Source organism: Pseudomonas poae (assembly GCF_001439785.1).
Classification (GTDB): domain Bacteria; phylum Pseudomonadota; class Gammaproteobacteria; order Pseudomonadales; family Pseudomonadaceae; genus Aquipseudomonas; species Aquipseudomonas poae.
Genome location: NZ_JYLI01000016.1, coordinates 86,992 through 111,332, shown reverse-complemented (window position 1 = coordinate 111,332; position 24,341 = coordinate 86,992). Strand labels below are relative to the sequence as shown.

The following is a 24,341-nucleotide window of genomic DNA, read 5'->3' as shown; positions in this document are numbered from 1 at the left end:
GCAAGCCCCCTCCCACATTTGTGAATACATTCAAATGTGGGAGGGGCTTGCTCCCGATGCTTTCAGAGCTCTACAACAACAGCCTTCGAAGCACGGGTCGCCTTGGCTCGAGCAGCCTCAATCGACTCATCCCGCGCCAACGCCACACCCATGCGGCGCTGGCCATTCACTTGCGGCTTGCCAAACAACCGCAACGCCGTATCGGGCTCGCTCAACGCCGCGCCGAGGTTGGCAAACGCGGTCTGCGTCGACTGCCCCTCTACCAGAATCACCGCCGATGCCGAAGGACCAAACTGACGAATCAACGGAATCGGCAGGCCCAGAATGGCGCGCGCGTGCAGGGCAAACTGCGAGAGATCCTGGGAAATCAGGGTCACCAGGCCTGTGTCGTGGGGGCGCGGCGACACTTCGCTGAACCACACCTGGTCCCCTTTGATGAACAACTCCACACCAAACAGGCCACGACCGCCCAAGGCTTCGGTCACGGCTTTGGCGACGCGCTCGGATTCGGCCAGGGCCACCGGGCTCATGGCCTGGGGCTGCCAGGATTCCTGATAGTCGCCCTTCTCCTGACGATGCCCCACCGGCGCACAGAACGTGGTACCGCCGATATGGCGCACGGTCAGCAGGGTGATTTCGTAGTCGAAGTCGATGAAGCCCTCGATGATCACGCGACCTTTGCCGGCACGTCCGCCCTCCTGGGCGTAATCCCAGGCTTTCTGCACGTCATCGGCGCTGCGCAACAGGCTCTGGCCCTTGCCCGACGAACTCATCACCGGCTTGACCACGCACGGAAAACCCAGCGCCTGCACGGCCTGGCTGTAGTCCTCGAAGGTGTCGGCGAAGTGATACGGCGAGGTCGGCAGGTCCAGCTCTTCGGCGGCCAGGCGACGGATGCCTTCACGGTTCATGGTCAGCGAGGTGGCACGCGCGGTCGGGATCACGGTAAAGCCTTCGGCTTCCAGCTCAACCAGGGTGGCGGTGGCGATGGCTTCGATTTCCGGCACGATGAAGTGCGGTTTTTCCGCCTCGATCACCGCACGCAGAGCGGCGCCATCGAGCATGTTGATCACATGGCTGCGATGCGCCACCTGCATGGCCGGCGCGTTGGCGTAGCGATCCACGGCAATCACTTCAACGCCCAGGCGCTGCAGCTCGATCACCACTTCCTTGCCCAGCTCACCGCAGCCACACAGCATTACGCGGGTCGCGGTTGGCGACAATGGAGTTCCGATTCGGGTCATCTCAGGTCCTCAGGGGAGCGGATCATGGGGAGAAAGGCCGGAATTTTACATGAACTGTAAAAATTGGCCTCAGTTGACGACAGCCCGTTTACGCATGCGCCAGGCCATCACCAGCCACACCACGGTCACCCCGGCGAACTTCGACACCAACGCCGTGCCTGCCACGGCCGGGGTCAGCGCGCCGATCAGGCCGAAGAAGATGAAGGTATCCAGAGGAATGCTCAGCGCCGAGCTGATCCACAGGCGGTCGTGCAACGGGCGCTTGGTGATGCTGAACACCAACCAGTCGATGCATTCGGACACCGCGAACGCCGTGGCGCTGGCCAGGGCGATGGACGGGTCGGAGGTGATGTAGGACAGCACCAGCGCGGCCAGCATGGCAATGATCGCGCCGTGGCCAAAGCGGGTTTGCACCATGTCGCGCAGGATGAACACCAGCCCGCCCCAAGCGGACCAGATGACGTCCAGGTGCGGGGCGGTGGAGAAGGCGAAATTGATCAGCACGACGCTGCTGATGTAGGCGATCAGGAAGAGCATGGGGGTAGGGCCTGTGGGTAATTATGTTGTCAGAGAAGGCCTCATCGCAGGCAAGCCAGCTCCCACCCTGGAGGGGGTTCACATCGCTTGATCTGTGAATACATTCCAGGGTGGGAGCTGGCTTGCCTGCGATAGCGGCCTGTCAGGCGCCGGACTTCCCCGGCATCATAAACACCAAACCACCGGCCACCGCCCGCTCATGACACAACCCCAGCACCACCCGACGCTCGGCATTGTCCATGCGGCTCCAGCGCGTAATTTCATCCACCGTGCGCTGGCAGCCGGTGCAGATATCGTCATCATCCAACGCACAGATACTCACACACGGCGAGGCGACAGGACGTTCGGCCGGGTTCATTCCTGCTGCTCAACCAGGTCACGCGCGTAACGCTGGGCGTTGTGCACATAGTGTGCAGCGCTGGCTTCGAGCATGCGCTTTTGCGCCTCGGTCAGCTCACGCACCACCTTGCCCGGCGAGCCCATCACCAGTGAGCCGTCGGGGATGTCCTTGCCTTCACCGATCAGCGAATTGGCGCCTATGATGCAGTGCTTGCCGATTCTGGCGCCATTGAGGACCACCGCATTGATGCCGATCAGGCTGTAGTCACCCACCGTGCAGCCGTGCAGCATGGCGTTATGGCCGATGGTCACGCCGGTGCCCAGGGTGAGCGGGTAGCCCATGTCGGTGTGCATCACACTGCCGTCCTGCACGTTGCTGTTCCTGCCGATCAGGATCAGTTCGTTGTCGCCCCGCAACACCGCGTTGAACCATACGTTGGCGCCCTCCTCCAGCTTGACCTTGCCCACCAGCGTGGCATTGGGTGCCACCCAGCTGTCGGGGTGCGTCTCGACGCGGGCGTCGCCCAGGCGGTATTTCATGGTGTGTCCTCGCGGCTTGCCATTTGGGTGATGGCTTAGATATTGATGAAGCTCTTGGGCGGTTCGTGCAGGCTGATCCTGGCGTCGTCATACAGCAGGTTGATCAGCTCGACGATCATGATGGCGGTCAGTCCCCAGATCTTGTACTCGCCAAACCGATAGCTCGGCACATACCAACTGCGGCCCTGATAATCGATGCGATGAGTGTGTTCGCGCGGGTCCTGACGGAAAAAATCCAGTGGCACACTGAAAACAGCGGCAATTTCGGCGTCGTTGGCCAGGTACTCGACGTAATCGGGAACCACCCCCACGTAAGGCGTAACGCGAATGCCATGCAGGGAGATCAGCGGGCTCAAGGGGCCAATCACCTCCACCAGGCCCGGCGGCAGGCCGATTTCCTCTTCGGCTTCACGCAGCGCGGTGAAAATCAGATCCGGGTCTTCGGGGTCACGGCGCCCGCCGGGAAACGCGACTTCGCCGCCATGGGTCGACAGCCCACTGGCGCGCAGGGTCAGGATCAGCTCGGGTTCGTCGCTGCGGGTGATGGGCACCAGCACAGCGGCCTCGGGGAACCGCCCGTCGGTCTCCAGCGTGTGCGGCGTGTGATTGCTTACCCGGCGAAGTAGCTCGTCCAGCATGAGTCATCTCGGTCTGTTGGCTACCTCGCATCATGCACCAAAGCCAGCGGGCGCCCAACCCCAAAACCGCAAGCCTGTCGTGAAACGACAACTTGCAGGAACGCCTGGCACCAAGCCAAGATGCACGCACTCTCCAGGAACCCGAGCATGAACTTCTGCAGCCAGTGCGGCAAACCGGTCACCCAACGCATCCCCGATGGCGACGCGCATCTGCGTTATGTGTGCGATCACTGCCACACCATCCACTATCAGAACCCCAATATCGTCGCCGGCACCTTGCCGGTCTGGGGCGACAAAGTGCTGCTGTGCCGCCGTGCCATCGAGCCGCGCCTGGGCTACTGGACCCTGCCTGCGGGCTTCATGGAAAACGGCGAAACCGTCGAACAGGCCGCCGTGCGCGAAACCTTTGAAGAAGCCTGCGCGCGCATACGCAATTTGCAGGTCTACACGTTAATCGACGTGCCCCATATCAATCAGGTGCATATTTTTTACCGCGCAGAGCTGGTCGACCTGGACTTCGCCGCCGGCATCGAAAGCCTTGAGGTGAAGCTGTTCGACGAGGCCGATATCCCCTGGTCCGACCTGGCTTTCCGCACGGTTGGGCGTACCCTGGAATGCTTTTTTGCCGACCGTCGGCAACAGACCTTCCCGGTGCGTAGCGAAGCGGTGCCACCCATGTCGAAAATCGCCCGGTCCTGATCCGGCTCCCAGGAAATCGTGTCAATGCGTTGGTTGCTTGCTCTGCTCTGCCTGTCGTTCGCCACGCTGTCGCCGGCGTCCACCCTGGAAACCCTGGGCGGCAAACCGGTGGAAAAAGTCCTGGTGCTTAAATCTGCCCACCAATTGCAGTTGATCAACGACGGCAAGCCCCTCAAGACCTACCGCATCTCCCTGGGCAAGAACCCCAAGGGCCACAAGCTGATCGAGGGCGACCGCCGCACGCCGGAAGGCTTTTACTGGCTCGACTGGCGCAAGGTCAGCGATCGCTACAACCTGGCCATGCACATTTCCTACCCCAATATCAGCGACGCCGCCCGCGCCCGCCGCGAAGGCGTGAAGCCGGGCAGCATGATCATGATCCACGGCACACCCGACACCGAAGACTACCCGGAGCAGTGGTTCCACACCCTGGACTGGACCGATGGCTGCATCGGCATGCGCAATGTCGACATGCGCGAGGTATGGAACCTGGTCAAGGACGGCACCCTGATCGAGATCCGCCCCTGATCCTCAACCGCTCGTAAAATAATTCGAAATAAATTCCCGCCCCTGGCAGCGCCTGCAGGTGAATACCAGTTCACCGCGCGGGCTTGCGCCGTTCTGCGCGCCATAAAGACCTCTCTAATACCACTTGATACCAGGCCCCAATACAGGGCCTTGAAACCGCCGCCTGCACGATTTTGGGTGCATTGACATGGTATCTAAGTGGTATTAGCTTCCGGCCAATACCGGGCGACAACATTCCAAATAACGCATCGGACACTCACTCATGAACCCCATCCTGGCCTTGCGCCCCGACGACACACAATCCACGCCGCTGTACCTGCAGCTGGCCCGCAACCTGGAAGCGGCCATCCATGCCGGCGAGTGGAAATCGGAGCAGGCCTTGCCTTCCGAGCGCGTACTCAGCGAGCAATTGAGTATCTCGCGGGTCACCGCACGCAAAGCCCTGCAAGTGCTGTTTTCCCAGGGCCTGATCCGCCGCAGCCAGGGCTCCGGCACCTTTATCACGCCACGCCTGGAACAACCGCTGTCGCGCCTCTCGGGCTTCAGCGAAATGCTGCGCCTCAAGGGGTTTGTGCCCAGCTCGCATTGGCTGGAGCGCGATATCACCCCGCCAACCCACGAAGAGCTGATCCGTCTCGCCCTGTCGCCCACCGACAAGGTCGCGCGCCTCAAGCGTTTGCGCAAAGCCGATGACACGGTCATGGCCATCGAAATGACCACCCTACCCGCCTCGGTGCTGCCGCAGCCGCAGGCATTGGGCAATTCGCTCTACGAATACCTGGAAGGCATCGGCAAGCCCATTGTGCGCGCCCTGCAGCACGTGCAGGCGATCAACGCGTCGGACGAGTTCGCCGCCCTCGTGGGCATCGCCCCCGGCACCGCCATGCTGCTGATGTCCCGTGTCGGCTATACCGCCGACAACACGCCGATTGAGATCACCGACACCTACTGCCGCAACGACTACTACGACTTTGTCGCAGAGCTGCGCCGCCATGACTACTCCGCTGAGCTGCGGCTCTAGAGAACTGCCCATGTCCGAAGACAATATCCTCACACCCCACGGCTGGATTCGCGGCCGCCTGGTGCACGAAAACGGCCGCGTGAGCGCCATCCAAGGCACGCCCTGCGATCCGGCCGACAACGACTTGCCTTACCTGCTGCCGGGCTTTATCGACCTGCATGTGCACGGCGGTGGCGGTGCCGACATCATGGAAGGCGCCCAAGCCTTCGAGACCATCACCCGCACCCACGTGCGCTTCGGCACCACCTCATTACTGGCCACCACCATGACCGCGCCGGTGGAGGAAATTTCCCGCGTACTCGGCCAGCTCGGCACCTTCTGCAAGCAACGCCCATCCGGCAGCGCGCGGGTGCTTGGCGTCCACCTGGAAGGCCCCTACATCAACCCGGGCAAACTCGGCGCCCAGCCCAACTTCGCCCACACCGCCTTGATGGCCGAAGTGGAGGCTTACCTGGCCCTGGCGCCGATCCGCGTGATCACCATCGCGCCGGAAATCGCCGGCCACGCGGCATTGATCCGCGCCCTCAGCGAACGCGGCGTGCGCATGCAGATCGGCCACACCCTGGGCAGCTATGAAGAAGGCGTGGCCGCCCTCGAAGCCGGCGCCACCAGCTTCACCCATTTGTACAACGCCATGAGCCCGCTGCATCACCGCGAACCCGGCATCGTCGGCGCCGCGCTGGCCCACGCCCAATACGCCGAACTGATCCCGGACCTGCTGCATGTGCACCCCGGCGCCATGCGCGTGGCCCTGCGTTCGATCCCGTGCCTGTACTGCGTGACCGACTCCACGGCCGCCGCCGGCATGCCCGACGGCGAATACAAGCTGGGCAGCCACACCGTGACCAAATGCCTGGGCGGTGTACGCCTGGCCGACGGCACCCTGGCTGGCAGCACGCTGACCATGGACCAGGCGCTGCGCAACCTGGTGAAGATCGGCCTGGCCATCAGCGAAGCCTCACAACGCCTGTCGCAATTTCCTGCGGACTACCTGGGCCTGCCGGAGCGCGGCCGCCTGCAACCCGGCAGCTTTGCCGACTGCGTGCGCCTGGACCGCGCCCTGACCCTCACCGACGTAATGGTCGAAGGAGAAACCATTGACTTCAAAAATGCTTGAAGAGGCCTTGGCCTCCGCTGATGCCGTCGCCGCACAACTGCAACGGCTCGGCCCGCCACTGGAGAACATCGCCGGGCACCTGCGCCGCCAGCCGCCGCAGGTGGCGATGACCATCGCCCGGGGCAGTTCGGACCATGCCGCCAGCTACTTCGCCTACCTCGCCATGCAGCATGTGGGCATCCCGGTGGCGTCGCTGCCGATGTCGGTGGTGACCCTGTTGCAGGCGCCGTTGCAGGTCACAGGCCAGGTGGCGTTCGGCTTCTCGCAATCGGGACAGAGCCCGGACTTGGTCGACAGCCTGCGCCTGCTGCGCAAGCGCGGGGCCTTGAGTATCTCGCTGGTCAACGCCGAGGACTCACCGCTGGAAGCCACCTGCGAATTCCACGTGCCACTGTGCGCCGGGCCGGAACTCAGCGTGGCGGCGACCAAAAGCTTTATCGCCACCCTCAGCGCCAGCGCGCAGTTAATCGGGCACTGGAGCCAGGAAGCCGATTTGCTGCAGGCATGCCGCGCCTTGCCCGATGAGTTGCGTGCAGCTGCCACACAGGATTGGATCCAGGCCATCGAGGCCCTGAAGGACAGCCAGCGCCTGATGGTGATCGGCCGTGGCGCCGGATTTGCGGTGGCCCAGGAAGCCGCGCTCAAGCTCAAGGAAACCTCGGCAATCCAGGCCGAAGCCTTCAGCAGCGCCGAAGTGCGCCATGGGCCGATGGCCTTGATCGACGAAAACTACCCGCTGCTGGTATTCGCCCCGCGCGGTGCCGAGCAGGCCGGCCTGCTGAGCCTGGCCGCCGATATGCGCCAACGCGGCGCTCGGGTGTTGCTGGCCGCGCCGGACGATGTCATCGAGCGCGACCTGACCTTGAGCCGCGCCGAGCACCCGAGCCTGGACCCGATCCTGGCCATCCAGAGCTTTTACGTGATGGCCGCAGGCCTCGCTGAAGCACGGGGCATGGATCCGGACCAGCCGCGTCACCTGAGCAAAGTTACCCGCACTCACTGAGTGGTGTTTTCCTGATGAGTACCGTGCCCATGTCCAACAACAATAATGTTTTGACCCTCAGCGCCCCCCTCAGTGGGCCGATGCTGGCCCTGGGCAGCGTCCCCGATGACGTGTTCGCCAGCGGCGCGCTGGGCGACGGTATCGCCATCGACCCGTTGAATGACTGCCTGCATGCGCCGTGCGACGGGGTCATCATCCACGTCGCCCGCACCGGGCATGCGTTGACGATTCGCGCGGCAAACGGCGCCGAATTGCTGATGCACCTGGGCATCGACACCGTGGAGCTGGGCGGCGAAGGCTTTGAGCTGCTGGTCGAGCACGGCGCGCAGGTGAGCGACGGGCAAGCGCTGATGCGCTTTGACCTGGACCGCATCGCGCGACGGTGCAAGAGCCTGGTGAGTCCGATCATTCTGACCAACAGCGAGCGCTTTGAACTGGCGCCGTGTGCATTGAAAACCGTGAAGGTTGGCGAGCCATTGATGCGGGTCGCTGTGCGTTCGTCAATTTCCGCTGAAGCCACTGTGGATAACCTCGGCGTCGAGGCCAGCGCCAGCGTACGCATTACCCATCGCGGCGGTCTGCATGCGCGCCCGGCGGCGCTGATTCGCAAAACGGCCGCTGGCTTCAGCAGCCAGTCGCACTTGCACTTCGCCGGTCAATCCGCCGCCTGCGACAGCCTGATTGGCCTGATGGGCCTGGGCATTGGCGAGGGCGATGAAGTGCGCGTCAGCTGTCACGGCAACGATGCCGATGCGGCGTTGCAGACATTGGTGGCAGCCCTGTCCGTGGCGATCAGCGAAGCCCGTCAGGCTGAGGCTGTTGCCGCCGCGCCACACCGGGTCAGCAGCGAAGCCGACGTGCTGCAAGGCGTGTGCGCCGCACCCGGCCTGGTGTGCGGGCCGTTGATCCGCCTCAGCGGTATTGAGCTGCCTGCCGATACCGGCGGCCATCGCGTCGATGAACAACTCAAACGTCTGGACGCAGCACTGGAGCAGGTACGCGGCGAAATCCGCAACACGCTGGCGCTGGCTCGGCAGCGCAAAAACGCCGAGGAAGAAGACATCTTCGCCGCCCACCTGGCCCTGCTGGAAGACCCGGCGTTGCTTGACGCCGCCAGCGCACCCATCGAACAGGGCAGCGCCGCCACCCATGCCTGGCGCGATGCAATCCAGGCCCAATGCGCGGTGTTGCTGGCGGTGGGCAAACCGTTGTTCGCCGAACGCGCCAATGACCTGCGCGACCTGCAACAGCGCGTGTTGCGCGTCTTGCTCGGTGAAGCCTGGCACGTCGAATTACCGGCGGGAGCGATTGTCAGCGCCCATGAGCTGACGCCCTCGGACCTGCTGCAACTGAGCGCGCAACAGGCCGTCGGTATCTGCATGGCCGAAGGCGGCGCGACCTCCCATGTAGCTATTTTGGCGCGCGGCAAAGGCCTGCCCTGCGTGGTGGCGTTGGGCAACGAACTGCTCGATGTGCCCCAGGGTCAGCGCGTGGTGCTGGACGCCGCCAACGGTCGCCTGGAACTGGCGCCCAGCGAGGCGCGTCATGCCCAGGTGCACCAGATTCGCGACGCACAGCAACTGCGTCGCCGGCAGCAACAGGCTCAGGCTCAACTGCCGGCCCTCACCACCGATGGCGTGAGCATTGAAGTGGCCGCCAACGTCGCCTCCAGCGCCGAGGCCCAGGTGGCCTTCGAAAACGGTGCCGATGGCGTGGGTCTACTGCGCACCGAATTCCTCTTCGTCGACCGCCGCACCGCGCCGGATCAACAGGAACAGCGCCAGGCGTACCAGGCCGTGCTGGATGCCATGGGCGATAAATCGGTGATCATCCGCACCATCGACGTGGGCGGCGACAAGCAGCTCGACTACCTGCCACTCCCCGCCGAAGCCAATCCGGTGCTGGGCCTGCGCGGTATTCGTCTGGCCCAGGTGCGCCCCGATGTGCTCGACCAGCAACTGCGCGCGCTGCTGCAAGTATCGCCGCTCGGACGCTGCCGCATTCTGCTGCCGATGGTCAGCGAGGTGGATGAATTGCTGCAGATCCGCCAGCGCCTGGATGAACTGTGCGCCGAGCTGGGCCTTACACAGCGCCCGGAACTGGGCGTGATGATCGAAGTGCCCGCCGCCGCGCTGATGGCCGAGCAGCTCGCGCGGCATGCCGACTTTTTGTCCATCGGCACCAATGACCTGTCCCAGTACACCCTGGCCATGGACCGCGACCACGCTGGCCTGGCGGCACGGGTCGACGCGTTGCACCCGGCCCTGCTGCGGCTGATCGCCCAGACGTGCGCGGGGGCAGCGACGCACGGGCGTTGGGTGGGTGTGTGCGGTGCGCTGGCATCCGATCCATTGGCGACACCGGTGCTTATCGGCCTGGGGGTCAGCGAATTGTCGGTAAGCCCGCTGCAGATCGGCGAAATCAAGGACCGCGTCCGCCACCTGGACGCGGCGCATTGCCGGCAACTGAGCCAGGGCCTGCTCGACCTGAGCAGCGCCAAGGCAGTTCGCCACGCGTGTCAACACCACTGGCCGCTGAGCTGACAACAACAAAAAAGGAGACACGCCATGTATCAACATTTTATCGAAGGCCTGCAACGGCTGGGCCGCGCCTTGATGCTGCCGATCGCGATTCTGCCGATTGCCGGCCTATTGCTGCGCCTGGGCGATACGGACCTTTTGAACATCGCGGTAATGCACGATGCCGGGCAAGCGATCTTTGCCAACCTGGCGCTGATCTTCGCCATCGGTATCGCCGTGGGTTTTGCCCGCGACAACAACGGCACGGCGGGCCTGGCCGGGGCGATTGGTTATCTGGTGATGATCTCCACGCTCAAGGTGATGGACACCACCATCAACATGGGTATGCTCGCCGGTATCGCCAGTGGCTTGATGGCCGGCGCGCTGTATAACCGCTTCAAGGACATCAAGTTGCCGGAGTACCTCGCCTTTTTTGGCGGGCGACGATTCGTGCCGATTGTCACGGGGTTCAGCGCGGTTGGCCTGGGCGTGATCTTTGGGCTGATCTGGCCGCCGATCCAGCAGGGCATCAACAGCTTCGGCGCGTTGCTGATGGAAAGCGGCAGCCTCGGCGCCTTCGTGTTTGGTGTGTTCAACCGGCTGCTGATCGTCACCGGGCTGCACCATATCCTCAACAATATGGCGTGGTTCGTGTTTGGCACCTTTACCGACCCGGTCACCGGCGCAGTTGTCACAGGCGACCTGACGCGCTACTTCGCCGGCGATCCCAAAGGCGGCCAGTTCATGACCGGCATGTTCCCGGTGATGCTGTTCGGCCTGCCAGCGGCGTGCCTGGCGATGTACCGCAATGCGCTGCCGGAGCGGCGCAAAGTGATGGGCGGGATTTTCCTGTCGATGGCGCTGACGTCATTCCTCACCGGGGTGACGGAGCCGATTGAATTTGCATTCATGTTTCTGGCGCCGTTCCTGTACCTGATCCACGCGGTGCTCACCGGCCTGTCGATGGCCGTGACCAACCTGCTGAATATCCACTTGGGCTTTACCTTCTCCGGTGGGTTTATCGACATGGTGCTGGGTTGGGGCAAGTCCACCAACGGCTGGCTGATATTCCCGGTGGGGGCGGCGTATGCGGTGATTTACTACAGCGTGTTCAGCTACTGCATTCGCCGTTTCAATCTGAAAACGCCGGGCCGGGAAGATATCCAGGTGGTGCAGGCCGAGGTGATGAGCGACAACCAGCGGGCTACGGCTTATATCCAGGCCCTGGGCGGTGCGGACAATCTGCTGAGTGTGGGCGCCTGCACCACGCGGCTGCGGCTGGACATGGTCGATCGCAACAAAGCCGTCGACGCTGAGCTGAAAGCGCTGGGCGCCATGGCGGTGGTGCGGCCGGGTAATGGCGGGAGTTTGCAGGTGGTGGTCGGGCCGATGGCTGACAGCATTGCTGATGAAATTCGCCTGGCGATGCCGTCGTTTGTTGCCAGTGCGCCGGTTGCGCCTGTGGATAAGCCAGCCGCGGTGAATGTGCAGGAGGCCGAGAAATGGCTGAGTGCACTGGGTGGACGAGCCAATGTGCGGCAGCTGGAGGCAGTGGCGATGACGCGGTTGCGGGTGGAGCTGGGGGATGATTCGCAGTTGTCTGAAGCTCAGCTCATTACGCTTGGTTGCCAGGGTGTGAGTCAGCTTGAGAGCGGTGTTTGGCACCTGTTGATGGGTGCCAAGGCGTCCGGGTTGGGTGAAGCGTTGGAGCGGTTGGTGACTCGTCCGATCAACGCCTGATATCCCCTGTGGCGAGCAGGGTTTCGCTGTTCAGGCAGGTTAGGACGGTGAAGATTTGGTCGGTGGGCAGGGAGTCAGATGGGGGATTTGGGCTGTCTTCGATCATGGTAAACCTCTGGTGTGAAGTAAGAACTACCAGCATCACTTGCAGATGATGGGTGGCAGCTGTGTGCGGGCCTGCAAGACCGAGAGTCACCAGCAAGTCTCGGTAGACCCGAAGGTCTCCCACATACAGCCGCCATAAATGGCGACCATGAAAAAGCGCCGCAATTATAAAGGCGCTTGTGACTAACTGGTGAGGTTTCGGCGGGCTTGCAGTCCCGGTCGCTGAATTGGCAGTGACTGGCGAAGGTTAGTTGTGCGAGTTCCGACGGACAACCTGAAGGCTTGTGGGAAAGGTCTGAGGTGCCTGCACCACTGCCATCGCAGGCAAGCCAGCTCCCACCGTCGATTGATGCATGACAGGACAACACGTTCAAACTGTGGGAGCCGGGCTTGCCCGCGATGAGGCCTTCACAGCCAACAAAAAACCCGCCGGCCAAACTGGCCCAGCGGGTTTCTCATTCATGCAACCAACAGATCAAAAATCCGCCAACTGCCACACCTCATACGCCGGTGTCTCATACGGGTGGCTCAGCTTCAACGCAGCCACAACAGCCACGATCAACTCATCCGCCACTACCAGCTCAACCTTCCATTCTTCAACCACTTCAACCTGGCCGACCTCCCCGATAAACGGCTGGCTGGCGTCCAACGCGCGGAACTGGCCCTGGCCGAGTACTTGCCAGGCGCAGCTGTCGTAGTTGCCGATGCGCCCGCCGCCGGCAGCGAAGACGGCGGTTTTCACCGTCTCCACGTGGCTTGCGGGTACAAAGAAGGCGAGCTTGTACACGGCCTCAGTTCACCCAAACGCGGGCGTTGCGGAACATGCGCATCCACGCGCCGTCTACGTCCCACTCTTCCGGGCGCCACGAGTTCTGTACGGCGCGGAACACACGTTCCGGGTGCGGCATCATGATGGTCACACGGCCGTCGCGGCTGGTAAGGCCGGTGATCCCGCGCGGCGAGCCGTTCGGGTTGGCCGGGTAGCCTTCGGTGACCTTACCGTGGTTGTCGACGAAACGCAGGGCGACGGTGCCGGACAGGTCGGCTTCGAGCAGCGCTTCTTCGCTGCTGAATTCGGCGTGGCCTTCACCGTGAGCGATGGCGATTGGCATGCGCGAACCGGCCATGCCCTGCAGGAAGATCGAGTTGGACTCTTGCACCTGCACCATGGCAACGCGCGCTTCGAACTGTTCGGAACGGTTGCGCACAAAGTGCGGCCAGAACTCGCTGCCGGGGATCAGTTCGCTGAGGTTGGACATCATCTGGCAACCGTTGCACACGCCCAGGGTGAAGCTGTCGTTGCGTTCGAAGAAACCCTGGAACGCATCGCGGGCACGGCTGTTGAACAGGGCCGATTTGGCCCAGCCTTCACCGGCTCCCAGCACGTCGCCGTAGGAGAAACCGCCACAGGCGACCAAGCCTTTGAACTCATTGAGGTCAACGCGCCCGGCGAGGATATCGCTCATGTGCACGTCGATCGCATTGAAGCCAGCACGGTCGAACGCGGCAGCCATTTCCACCTGGCCGTTGACGCCCTGCTCACGCAGCACGGCAACCTGAGGGCGGATGCCTTTTTTGATGTAGGGCGCGGCCACGTCCTGGTTGACGTCGAAGCTGAGCATGGTGCTCAGGCCCGGGTTGTCTTCTTCCAGGATCGCGTCGAATTCCTGCTCGGCGCAGTCGGCGTTATCACGCAGGCGCTGGATCTGATAGCTGGTCTCGGACCACTGACGTTGCAGCAGGCGGCGCTGGCCGGAGAATACGGTGTCGCCATTGAACGAGATATTGACTTCACCGTTGTTGATCGGCTGGCCGATCACCGCCACGCAGTCATCCAGGCCGGCGGCGCTGAATTGGGCGAGTACGTCCGGGGTCGCGTCCTGGCGCACCTGGATCACGGCGCCCAGCTCTTCGTTGAACAGGATGCCGTTGATTTCAGAGGCATCCTCGGCAACGCTGTCGAGCACGATGTTCAGGCCGCAGTGACCGGCGAACGCCATTTCCACGACGCTGGTGAGCAAGCCGCCGTCGGAACGGTCGTGATACGCCAGCAGGTGGCCATCGGCGTTGAGGCCCTGGATCACGGCGAAGAAGGCTTTGAGGTCTTCGGCGTCATCCACGTCCGGCGCGTGTTTGCCGAGCTTGCCGTGGGTTTGCGCGAGGATCGAGGCGCCCATGCGGTTCTGACCACGGCCCAGGTCGACCAGGATCAGATCGGTGGTGCCCTTGTCCATGCGCAGTTGCGGGGTCAGGGTCTGGCGGATGTCGGTGACCGGCGCAAAACCGGTAACGATCAGCGACAGCGGCGAGGTGACGCTCTTGTCGGTGCCGTCTTCGTTCCAGCGAGTGGCCATGGACATGGAGTCCTTGCCCACCGGAATGGTAATACCCAGTTCCGGGCACAGCTCCATGCCGACGGCCTTGACGGTGTCGTAGAGGCGCGCGTCTTCACCGGGGTGGCCAGCGGCCGACATCCAGTTGGCCGACAGTTTGATGTCGGACAACTTACCGATGCGCGAGGCGGCGATGTTGGTGAGGGTTTCACCAATGGCCATGCGGCCCGACGCCGGGGCGTCCAGCAGGGCCAGCGGTGTGCGCTCGCCCATGGCCATGGCTTCACCGGTGTACACATCGAAGCTGGTGGCGGTGACGGCAACGTCGGCCACCGGAACCTGCCATGGGCCGACCATTTGGTCACGGGCAACCAGGCCGGTGATGGTGCGGTCGCCGATGGTGATCAAAAAGCTTTTGCTCGCCACGGCCGGGTGGTGCAGCACGCGCTCGATGCTATCGGACAGGTCCAGCGTGCTTGGGTCGAAATCATCGCCCAGCTCGCTTTCACGTACCGCCGAACGGTGCATGCGCGGGGCTTTGCCCAGCAGCACTTCCAGCGGCATGTCCACCGGACTGTTGCCGAAGTGGCTGTCAGTCACGGTCAGCTGCGGCTCGGCGGTGGCTTCGCCAACCACGGCAAACGGGCAGCGCTCGCGTTCGCAGATGGCCTGGAAACGCGCGAAGTCGTCAGGGCCGACGGCGAGTACGTAGCGTTCCTGGGATTCGTTGCTCCAGATTTCGTGCGGGGCCATGCCCGGCTCGTCGTTTGGAATGTTGCGCAGTTCGAAACGGCCACCACGGTCGCCATCGTTGACCAGTTCCGGGAAGGCGTTGGACAAACCGCCGGCGCCGACGTCGTGGATGAAGCTGATCGGGTTCTTGTCACCCAACTGCCAGCAACGGTCGATAACTTCCTGGCAGCGACGCTCCATCTCGGGGTTTTCGCGCTGTACGGAAGCGAAGTCCAGGTCTGCCGAGCTGGTGCCGGTGGCCATGGAAGAGGCCGCGCCGCCGCCCAGGCCGATCAGCATGGCCGGGCCGCCGAGCACGATCAGCTTGGAGCCGACCAGAATCTCGCCTTTCTTGACGTGCTCTTCACGGATGTTGCCCATGCCGCCAGCCAGCATGATCGGCTTGTGGTAGCCGCGCACTTCATCACCACGGGGGGTGGTGATGGACTGCTCGAAGGTACGGAAGTAACCGGTGAGCGCCGGGCGCCCGAATTCGTTGTTGAACGCGGCGCCGCCCAGCGGGCCTTCGATCATGATGTCGAGTGCGGTAACGATGCGCTCAGGCTTGCCGTACGGCACTTCCCACGGCTGTTCAAAACCTGGGATCTGCAGGTTGGACACAGTGAAACCGGTGAGGCCCGCCTTTGGCTTGGCGCCACGGCCGGTGGCGCCTTCGTCACGGATTTCACCGCCCGAACCGGTTGCTGCGCCCGGGAACGGGGCAATCGCGGTCGGGTGGTTGTGGGTCTCTACCTTCATCAGGATGTGCACCGGTTCCTGCACCGCGCCGTACTGGCGGGTCTCGGGGTCCGGGAAGAAGCGGCCGGCAACGGAGCCGACGATCACCGAGGCGTTGTCCTTGTAAGCCGACAGCACGCCTTCGCTGTGCATCACGTAGGTGTTCTTGATCATGCCGAACAGGCTTTTTTCCTGGCTCTGGCCGTCAATGTCCCAACTGGCGTTGAAGATCTTGTGACGGCAGTGCTCGGAGTTGGCCTGGGCGAACATCATCAGTTCGATGTCGTGGGGGTTGCGCGCAAGGCCAGTGAAGGCGTCGACCAGGTAGTCGATCTCGTCTTCGGCCAGGGCCAGGCCCAGTTCGGTGTTGGCCTTCTCGAGGGCGGCGCGGCCACCGCCGAGCACGTCAATCGCGGTGAGCGGCTTGGGCTCGGCGTGGCTGAACAGGCCGGCAGCCTGTTCCAACTGGCTGACGATGATCTGGGTCATGCGGTCGTGCAGGCTGCTGGCGATCAATTCGGCCTCGGCCTCGCTGAACTGCCCGGCGACGTAGAAGGCGATGCCGCGTTCCAGGCGCTGGATTTTGTCCAGGCCACAGTTGCGGGCGATGTCGCTGGCCTTGCTCGACCAGGGCGAGATGGTGCCGAACCGCGGCAGAACCAGGAACAAGCGGCCCGCGGGCTCTTGAACGGGAACGCTGGGACCGTACTTCAGAAGGCGTGCCAGCACTTGCTGTTCGTCGGCGGTCAACACGCCGGTCACATCGGCGAAGTGAGCAAATTCAGCATACAGGCCTGTAACCGCTGGAACCTTCTGGCTCAGTTGCTCAAGGAGTTTGCTGTGGCGAAAGGCAGAAAGGGCAGGAGCGCCGCGCAGGATCAACATCTTCGGGACAGCCTCGGAGGGGGTGTGCTTTGAGGCCGTGCATTCTAGCGTAAACCTTCGCCAACGGCACCCGAAACGGCACCGCTGGCCGTTGCCGGACGTCAGTTGGCAGCCGTCGCACCCTATCGGGGCAAAATCCTCGGCGTTGGGCGCAGTTATTTTAACCGTCACAATCGTGCGCCAAGCCACGTTTCTGCGGGCTGCAGCACAGTTTTCGCGGCGCTAGCAGACAAGTGCGCCGCTGTCGAGATATGGCGCCACGGGCCGTTTGCGTATACTGCGCAGATGTTCTCCCCAACTGCTTTGCGCCCGCGATGCGCCAAATGGCTGCTCGCAACCGGACTCTTCCTGATGCTCAGCGCCTGTGTTGACAAACCCAGCACGCTCGAACGAATCAAGGAGGATGGCGTATTGCGGGTGATCACCCGGAACAGTCCCGCTACTTATTTCCAGGACCGCAACGGTGAAACCGGTTTCGAGTACGAGTTGGTCAAGCGCTTTGCCGATGACCTGGGCGTGAAGCTCGAGATCGAGACCGCCGACAATCTCGACGACCTGTTCGGCCAACTGGGCAAACCCAACGGCCCGGTGCTCGCCGCCGCAGGCCTGGTGCGCAGCGAGCCGCGCCAGCAACAGGTGCGCTTCTCCCATCCGTACCTGGAAGTGACGCCGCAGGTTATCTACCGCAACGGCCAGTCACGCCCCACCAACGCGGCGGACCTGGTGGGCAAGAAGATCATGGTGCTCAAGGGCAGCACCCACGCCGAACAACTGGCGGCACTGAAAAAACAGAACCCGGCCATCGACTACGAAGAATCCGATGCCGTCGAGGTGGTCGACCTGCTGCGCATGGTGGACGAGGGGCAAATCGACCTGACCCTGGTGGACTCCAACGAAGTGGCGATGAACCAGGTGTACTTTCCCAACGTGCGCGTGGCCTTCGACCTGGGCAATGCCAGCAACCAGAGCTGGGCCGTGGCCGCAGGTACCGACAACAGCCTGCTCAACGAGATCAACAGCTACCTCGACAAGGTGGAAAAGAACGGCACCCTGCAGCGTCTCAAAGACCGCTATTACGGGCATGTCGATGTACTCGGCTATGTCGGCGCCTACACCTTCGCCCAGCACTTGCAGCAACGCCTGCCCAAATACGAGAAGCATTTCCGGGCCTACGCCAAGGAAGAAAAGGTCGATTGGCGGCTGCTGGCGGCCATCGGCTATCAGGAATCGCTGTGGCAACCGGCCGTCACCTCCAAGACCGGCGTGCGCGGCCTGATGATGCTGACGCAGAACACGGCGCAGGCGATGGGCGTGTCCAATCGTCTGGACGCCAAACAGAGCATCATGGGCGGCGCCAAGTACCTGGCCCGGATCAAGGATGAGCTGGACGACAAGATCGCCGAACCGGACCGCACCTGGTTCGCCCTCGCCGCCTACAACGTGGGCACCGGCCATCTGGATGACGCGCGAATCCTGGCGAAGAAGGAAGGCCTGAACCCGAACAAGTGGCTGGACGTGAAGAAGATGCTGCCGCGCCTGTCGCAGAAGCAGTGGTACAGCAAGACCCGCTACGGTTATGCCCGTGGCGGTGAGCCGGTGCACTTCGTGGCGAACATCCGGCGTTACTACGACATCCTCACCTGGGTGACGCAGCCGCAGCTTGAGGGCAATCAGGTGGTGGAAGGCGACCTGCATGTACCGGGCGTGGACAAGAGCAAGCCGCCGGAAGACAATCCCAAGCTCTGAACACAGCACAAGCCCCCTCCCACATTTGGATCTCCATTGTTGGGTGGATCTGCATTCGGGCTTAAAGGCCAGTGATCAGGTGTACGACACCGCCTGACAACACCATCACCCCCGGCACCCCCGCCGTTTTTAACGCCGCCTCATCCAACCGCCCCGCCTCCTGCAATTGCACCCTCACCCGTGTCAGCGCCACCCGTTGCTGCGACTTGAGGTTATCCACCCCGCCCAAGGCACTCAGCACCTCGGCCGACAACAGCCCAGGCACTGGCGCGGTGTCCGTCTCGGCGATCAGGTCCGGGGTCAGCGCCTTCCAGAACGCCTGCTTCAATTTATCCAGCATATTCAGTTCTCCCGCACAGGTGAGGTGTCGACGGTGGCCGCGTGAAATTGGCGCAGGGCCTCGCGCACGTGGGCGGCCTCTTCCAGGCCCAGTACTTGCCGGGCGATAAGCTGGCAGCCGCTCAGTGCACGCTCACGCACCGTGGCCTTGATGGTGGGAATGAGCGGCACGCTGACCGACAGCTCGTCCACCCCCAGCCCGATCAATAGCGGCACCGCCAGCACTTCGGACGCCAACGCGCCGCACACGCCCACCCACTTGCCGTGGGCGTGGGCGGCCTTGACGGTGCTGGCGATCAGGCGCAGCACTGCGGGGTGAAAGCTGTCGGCCTGGCTGGCCAGCCGTGGGTGGTCGCGGTCCATGGCCAGGGTGTATTGGGTCAGGTCGTTGGTGCCGATGGAGAAGAAATCCACGTGGGGCGCAAACACATCCGCCATCAGCGCGGCGGACGGCACTTCGATCATGATGCCCAGCTTGGGCAACTCACTCAGACCCAGCGCCTGCGCCTCCTCTTCAAGCATCTTGCGCGCCAGGTGCAGCTCCGACAGCAGGCTGACCATCGGCAACATGATATGCAGCCGCGCCAGCCCGGCACTGGCGAGGATCGCTCGGAGCTGTTCGCGCAACAGCTCGGGACGCTCCAGGCACAGGCGAATGCCGCGCAGCCCCAGAAAAGGATTGGCCTCGGCATCCATCGGCACATACGCCAGCGGTTTGTCGCCGCCGACGTCGAGGGTGCGCACCACCAGGCTTCGCTCGGTGCCCAGGGCACGGGCGATGGCGCTGTAGGTGTCCGCCTGTTCCTCGTGGCTTGGCGCGCGGTTGCGGTCCAGGTAGAGGAACTCCGAGCGCAGCAGGCCGACGCCCTCGCCGCCCAGGGGCAGGGACTGTTGCACTTCCTGCAACGAGGCGACGTTGGCGGTGATGTCGATGCGATGCCCGTCACGTGTTGTGGCAGGCGCTGACGCCTGCGCCATGTCCCGCTCACGCCGCTGCAGTTGCTGTTCACGCTCCACTTGCAGTGCTTCGATTTCGGCCAGGTCCGGCTCCAGGTGCAATTCGCCCTTGTCGGCGTCGAGCAATACCTGCCTGCCGTTGGTCAGGGCCAGCACCTGCATCGACACGCCACACAGTGATGGCAGGCCAAGGGCGCGGGCCAGGATCGCGACGTGGCTGGTGGCGCCACCACCGACGGTGACAAACCCCAGCACTTTGCCGGTATCCAGGCCGGCGGTTTGCGACGGGGTGAGTTGCTCGGCGATCAGGATCGCGCGCTCGGGCAGTTCCCAGGCGCTGTCCTGAATGCCCAGGATCAGCTTCAGTACGCGCCGACCGACATCGGCCAGGTCCGCCGCCCGCTCGGCGAGCAACGCATTGCCCATGCCGAGGAACAGCTTGGCGGTTGACGTAGTGGCACTGTTCCAGGCGTAGGCGGCGCTCTTGCCCTTGGTAAGCAGGCCATGGGCCTGCTCCAGCAAAGTGGGGTCGTCGAGCAGTTCCTGATGGGCGCGGAAGATTTCCGCCTGGGCACTGCCGGCCGTCTTGTCCTGAAGCGCCTGCAAGGCTTCGGTGGCGGCCAGCAGCGCGCGGGTGAGCGTTGCGTGTTCAAGCGAGGTGCCGGCGCCTTCTTCGGTGATGTGCAGCGCGGGTTCGGCCACTTGAAAGACCTGGCCGAACGCCGAGCCCGGTGACGCACAGACACCACGCAGCAACGTCGCCGACGTATCGGGCGTGGCCACTTGCGCTGCCTGCGGCGCAGCCTCGACGGTCTCGCCGCAACCCTGCGCCAACAGAGTCACCACTGCCTTGATCGCCGCGTCGGCATCCTCCCCCGCCGCGCTCACCTGCAAGGTATCGCCTTGCGCGGTTTGCAACGCCATGATCGCCACCAACGATTTGGCATTGGCGCGCTGGGCTTGCTTGTGCAGATGAACAGTGGCCTTGAAACCCTTGGCCGTCTGCGCCAGCACCGCCGCGGGGCGCGCGTGCAAACCGTTGGCATTGGGCAAGGTCAGCGGCTCCGAGAACACGGCATCGCCCTGCTCTTCACATGCCGCGTCACTGGCCTGGGCGGGCGACACCTGCATCAATGGCTGCCCGAGCGCTACCGTGTCGGCTTCCGGCGCCAGCAGCACAAACGGTTCGCCGCTCGCCACCAGCACCAGCGTGAGCAAGCTGCGGGCATTGAGCGCCACGTAATCGGCATCGAACTCGATCAGCGCCTGCCCCGCCTCCACCCGCTGGCCGTCCACGACCAGCCGGGTGAAGCCCTTGCCGGCCAGGTGCACCGTGTCCAGGCCGATATGCATCAGTACCTGCACACCGTTGTCGTCGGTGACGCTGACAGCATGCCCAGTGTCCTGAATGTTGTTGATCACCCCGGCGAGCGGCGCGCAGAGGGTCTGCGAGGTAGGGTCGATGCACAGGCCATCGCCAATCATGCGGCTGGAAAATACCGGGTCGGGCACCTGCTCCAGCGTCAGCAACACACCGGACAGGGGCGCCAGCAGTTCCAGAGGTTTGGATGGGGTCATGACTTCACCTGTTGTTTTTTGAATGGGTTCGCGTTCATTTCCACCAGTATTCAACCTGCACCCCCACGTTCGAACCATGCCGCGCGCTGCCGTAGGCACCGGTGTCGGACAGCGCCGAACCGGCCGCCAGCTCATTCGCCGCACGCTTGGCCGCGCCGTTCCAGCTCGCATAGGTGTAGTACAAACGCACTTCCGGTCGTGCCCAGAATTCCGGGCCTTTGGGCGACCAAGTAGGCGCGAAGGTGAATTTGCTCAGCTTGCGTGTGCCGCCAGCGGCTTCGACCTGATCATGACCGAGTTCGGTGACCAGTTTGAATTGCTCGGTGAGCGCATACGCGGGGCGCACGCCGATGGACATCCAGGTCTGGTCCTGGCTGCCGGGGCGAATGTCCTTCTGGTACACCGCCTCGACCTGTCCACCGAAACGCGGGGTCACCTGCCAGTCGAAGAATTCGACGGCACGGTAACTTTTGCTGCTCTTGTCGAGGAAGGTATTGCCGGTGTAGCCCAGGCCCGTGCCAGGGCCTTCGCCGTATTGCAGGGCAAATTTGTTCTTGCCGCCCAGAAACGCCGTCTGCACATGCTGCGCGGTCAGGGCCCAGCCGCTGTTGGTGTCGCGCCCGCCGGCCTTGGCGATGTAACTCAAGCCCAATTCCAGCTCGCCGCCGGGGTTGGTATTGAAGCCGGCGACGTTGAAGTCGTGACGGGTGGCGTATTCCTTCTGGTACAGGTTGTCCTTGCGCGACAGCGCGTAGCTGTACTTGAGGCCGCCGATCAGCACGTCCTCGATCCCGCCGCCGGTGGCGCTCTGGTTCCAGTAGTAGAAGTCGGAAATATGGATGTCGTTACGTTTGTAGTAACGCCGCCCGGCCCACAGCGATCCGCCGTTAAGGGCGGGCAAATTGGACCACTGTGCATACATCTGCGGCATACGCGCCGTGCCGTGGTCTTCGCCCTGAAATCTGAGGGCGCGGTCATATTTGTTGTACAGCGACGCCATCGCATCGACGCTGAGTACCGAACCATCGTCGAGGGTCAGCAGGTCCTGGCGCAGTTCCAGTTCGCCGTATTGCTCGCATTCGTTGCCCAAGCGGTATTTGGTCTGCGCACCGGGCAACTGGAAGCATTGCTGCTTGCCACTGCCCGTGGACGTCCCCACGCCGCTGCGCAAATAGCCGGCAAATTCCAGCGCCTGGGCGCCCAACGGCAGGCTCAGACAGGAGGCAACGAGGCCCAGCTTTATTGTTGTTTTCATGACGCACTCCACTCATTTTTATTATGTTTTTTGAAGCGCCCCTGCACGCTCATGCAGGGGTTGCAGCGAGGCTCAGTCCTTGAGGTGCAGCACAAAGGATTCGTAAGGACGCAAGGCCACCGTGCCCGTGCGCGCCGGGCAATCGGGGTAGTTGCTGATCAGCAGGCGTTGCTCTGTCGACGCATTGATCACATGCTCAGGCAGCTGGATATCGCAGGGCTGACCATAAAAGTTGTTGATCACCAGCAAACGTTCGCCATGGCCTTCGCGCAGGTACGCCCAGACCTGCCGATGGCCTTGCAGCAACTCGCGGTAAACACCTTCCTGGATCAGCGGTTCGCAACGGCGCAAGGCGATGAGCGTGCGGTAGTGATGCAGCACTGAATCCGGATTATCGCGCTGGCAGTCGACGTTGATCTGCGCCGCATTGGCCGGGATGCCGATCCACGGTTCGCCGCTGCTGAAGCCGGCGTTCGCCTCGCGGCTCCATTGCATCGGTGTGCGCCCGTTGTCGCGGGACTTCTGCATGATCGCCGCCATGCTCGAGGCCTCGGACTCACCGGCATCGCGCTTGAGACGGAAAATATTCAGGGTCTCCACATCGCGGTAGTGCTCGATATGGTCGAACCCCGGATTGGTCATGCCCAGCTCTTCACCCTGGTACACAAACGGCGTGCCCTGCAAAAAGTGCAGCGCGGTGGCGAGCATCTTGGCCGACACCACGCGATACTCGCCGTCGTCACCAAAGCGCGAGACCACCCGCGGCTGGTCATGGTTACACCAGAACAGCGCGTTCCAGCCGCCGCCGGCCTGCATGCCCAGTTGCCAGTCGGAGAAAATGCGTTTGAGCTGCAAAAAATCGAAGTCGGCCTTCACCCACTTCTGCAGGTTCGGGTAGTCGACTTTCAGGTGATGAAAGTTGAAGGTCATCGACAGTTCTTTCGACTCCGGCCGCGAGTAGCGGATGCAGTGTTCGAGGCTGGTGGATGACATCTCGCCGACGTTGATCAACTCGTGGCCTTCGAAGACTTCGCGGTGCATTTCCTGCAGATACTGGTGCACGTTCGGGCCGTCGGTGTAGAAGCGCCGGCCATCACTGCTGTCTTCGGGGAAATCGGCGGGCTTGGAAATCAGGTTGATCACGTCCAGGCGGAAACCGCCCACGCCCTTGTCGCGCCAGAAGCGCATCAGTTTGAACACCTCGGCGCGCACGTTGGGATTGTCCCAGTTGAGGTCGGCCTGGGTATGGTCGAACAGGTGCAGGTAATACTGGCCGGTCTGCGCTTCGTACTCCCAGGCCGAGCCGCCGAACTTGGACTCCCAGTTGTTCGGCTGGTCGCGCCAGATGTAGAAGTCGCGGTACGGATTGTCGAGGCTGCTGCGCGCCTGCTGGAACCATTCGTGCTCGATGGAGGTGTGGTTGACCACGATATCGAGCATCAATGTAATACCGCGTTTGGCTGCTTCGCCGATCAGCAACTCGCAGTCGGCCATGGTTCCGTAGCTGGGGTCGATGGCGTAGTAATCGCTGATGTCGTAGCCGTTGTCGCGCTGCGGCGAGCGCAGGAATGGCGTGATCCACAGGCAATCGACGCCCAGCCACTGAAGGTAATCGAGCTTGTCCACGATGCCGAGCAGGTCACCGGTGGCGTTCCCCGCGTGACTGTGGAAGCTTTTGGGGTAGATCTGATAGATCACCGAGTGTTGCCAGTGTTGCATGGCGGGTTCCTTCAGTAGATTTTGTGCCG

Annotated in this window: 19 protein-coding genes; 8 read left to right on the top strand and 11 right to left on the bottom strand. The window is 63.0% G+C overall.

Features of this window, described 5'->3' with window-relative positions; translation table 11 throughout:
* Positions 1 to 62: 62 nt before the first annotated feature.
* The 5 genes from purT to TU75_RS18925 form a co-directional block, all read right to left on the bottom strand.
* Positions 63 to 1,244 carry a formate-dependent phosphoribosylglycinamide formyltransferase gene (gene purT, locus TU75_RS18945; RefSeq protein ID WP_003238931.1) on the bottom strand — a complete coding sequence of 394 codons (1,182 nt, stop codon included), beginning with the start codon at positions 1,242 to 1,244 and terminating at the stop codon, positions 63 to 65.
* Between the two features lie 69 nt (positions 1,245 to 1,313).
* Entirely contained in the window at positions 1,314 to 1,781 is a 468-nt protein-coding gene (locus TU75_RS18940; protein WP_015372881.1) for a VUT family protein, read from the bottom strand.
* Between the two features lie 142 nt (positions 1,782 to 1,923).
* Positions 1,924 to 2,139, bottom strand: a complete 216-nt coding sequence (locus TU75_RS18935) for a DUF1289 domain-containing protein (protein ID WP_003238935.1) — start codon at positions 2,137 to 2,139, stop codon at positions 1,924 to 1,926.
* Positions 2,136 to 2,660, bottom strand: a complete 525-nt coding sequence (locus TU75_RS18930; protein WP_003238937.1) for a gamma carbonic anhydrase family protein — start codon at positions 2,658 to 2,660, stop codon at positions 2,136 to 2,138. The genes TU75_RS18935 and TU75_RS18930 overlap by 4 nt, the downstream gene beginning before the upstream one ends.
* Before the next feature lie 35 nt (positions 2,661 to 2,695).
* A complete protein-coding gene (locus TU75_RS18925; RefSeq protein WP_003238938.1) occupies positions 2,696 to 3,298 on the bottom strand; it encodes a CoA pyrophosphatase in 603 nt (200 codons plus the stop codon).
* 147 nt (positions 3,299 to 3,445) lie between these two features.
* Between TU75_RS18925 and TU75_RS18920 the strand changes: the two genes are divergently transcribed.
* From TU75_RS18920 to nagE, 7 genes are all read left to right on the top strand, one after another.
* Positions 3,446 to 3,997, top strand: coding sequence for an NUDIX hydrolase (locus tag TU75_RS18920; protein ID WP_003238940.1), 552 nt, complete (start codon positions 3,446 to 3,448; stop codon positions 3,995 to 3,997).
* Positions 3,998 to 4,021: 24 nt separating this feature from the next.
* Positions 4,022 to 4,525 carry a L,D-transpeptidase family protein gene (locus TU75_RS18915; RefSeq protein WP_015372884.1) on the top strand — a complete coding sequence of 168 codons (504 nt, stop codon included), beginning with the start codon at positions 4,022 to 4,024 and terminating at the stop codon, positions 4,523 to 4,525.
* A 262-nt stretch (positions 4,526 to 4,787) separates the two neighbouring features.
* Entirely contained in the window at positions 4,788 to 5,546 is a 759-nt protein-coding gene (locus TU75_RS18910) for a GntR family transcriptional regulator (RefSeq protein ID WP_003238944.1), read from the top strand.
* Between the two features lie 10 nt (positions 5,547 to 5,556).
* Positions 5,557 to 6,663 carry an N-acetylglucosamine-6-phosphate deacetylase gene (gene nagA, locus TU75_RS18905; RefSeq protein WP_060549749.1) on the top strand — a complete coding sequence of 369 codons (1,107 nt, stop codon included), beginning with the start codon at positions 5,557 to 5,559 and terminating at the stop codon, positions 6,661 to 6,663.
* Positions 6,656 to 7,666 carry an SIS domain-containing protein gene (locus TU75_RS18900; RefSeq protein WP_060549748.1) on the top strand — a complete coding sequence of 337 codons (1,011 nt, stop codon included), beginning with the start codon at positions 6,656 to 6,658 and terminating at the stop codon, positions 7,664 to 7,666. The genes nagA and TU75_RS18900 overlap by 8 nt, the downstream gene beginning before the upstream one ends.
* A 29-nt stretch (positions 7,667 to 7,695) precedes the next feature.
* Entirely contained in the window at positions 7,696 to 10,209 is a 2,514-nt protein-coding gene (gene ptsP / locus TU75_RS18895; protein WP_060549747.1) for a phosphoenolpyruvate--protein phosphotransferase, read from the top strand.
* 24 nt (positions 10,210 to 10,233) lie between these two features.
* Positions 10,234 to 11,925, top strand: a complete 1,692-nt coding sequence (gene nagE / locus TU75_RS18890; protein WP_060549746.1) for an N-acetylglucosamine-specific PTS transporter subunit IIBC — start codon at positions 10,234 to 10,236, stop codon at positions 11,923 to 11,925.
* Positions 11,926 to 12,505: 580 nt separating this feature from the next.
* Here the strand turns inward: nagE and TU75_RS18880 are convergent.
* Both TU75_RS18880 and purL read right to left on the bottom strand, forming a co-directional pair.
* Entirely contained in the window at positions 12,506 to 12,817 is a 312-nt protein-coding gene (locus TU75_RS18880; protein ID WP_060549744.1) for a YqfO family protein, read from the bottom strand.
* A 4-nt stretch (positions 12,818 to 12,821) separates the two neighbouring features.
* Entirely contained in the window at positions 12,822 to 16,718 is a 3,897-nt protein-coding gene (purL, locus tag TU75_RS18875; protein ID WP_060549743.1) for a phosphoribosylformylglycinamidine synthase, read from the bottom strand.
* Positions 16,719 to 17,003: 285 nt separating this feature from the next.
* Between purL and mltF the strand changes: the two genes are divergently transcribed.
* Positions 17,004 to 18,464: a membrane-bound lytic murein transglycosylase MltF gene (mltF, locus tag TU75_RS18870; RefSeq protein WP_003238082.1), complete on the top strand. Its 1,461-nt coding sequence runs from the start codon at positions 17,004 to 17,006 to the stop codon at positions 18,462 to 18,464.
* Between the two features lie 61 nt (positions 18,465 to 18,525).
* Here mltF and TU75_RS18865 read toward each other — a convergent pair whose 3' ends face one another.
* The 4 genes from TU75_RS18865 to treC form a co-directional block, all read right to left on the bottom strand.
* Entirely contained in the window at positions 18,526 to 18,804 is a 279-nt protein-coding gene (locus TU75_RS18865) for a PTS sugar transporter subunit IIB (protein ID WP_003238083.1), read from the bottom strand.
* Between the two features lie 2 nt (positions 18,805 to 18,806).
* The gene (ptsP, locus tag TU75_RS18860; RefSeq protein ID WP_060549742.1) at positions 18,807 to 21,338 is read right to left on the bottom strand and encodes a phosphoenolpyruvate--protein phosphotransferase; all 2,532 of its coding nucleotides are present in this window, start codon (positions 21,336 to 21,338) and stop codon (positions 18,807 to 18,809) included.
* Positions 21,339 to 21,372: 34 nt separating this feature from the next.
* Positions 21,373 to 22,593, bottom strand: a complete 1,221-nt coding sequence (locus tag TU75_RS18855) for a maltoporin (protein WP_003238085.1) — start codon at positions 22,591 to 22,593, stop codon at positions 21,373 to 21,375.
* Positions 22,594 to 22,665: 72 nt separating this feature from the next.
* Positions 22,666 to 24,312, bottom strand: a complete 1,647-nt coding sequence (gene treC / locus TU75_RS18850) for an alpha,alpha-phosphotrehalase (protein ID WP_060549741.1) — start codon at positions 24,310 to 24,312, stop codon at positions 22,666 to 22,668.
* Between the last annotated feature and the right edge of the window lie 29 nt (positions 24,313 to 24,341).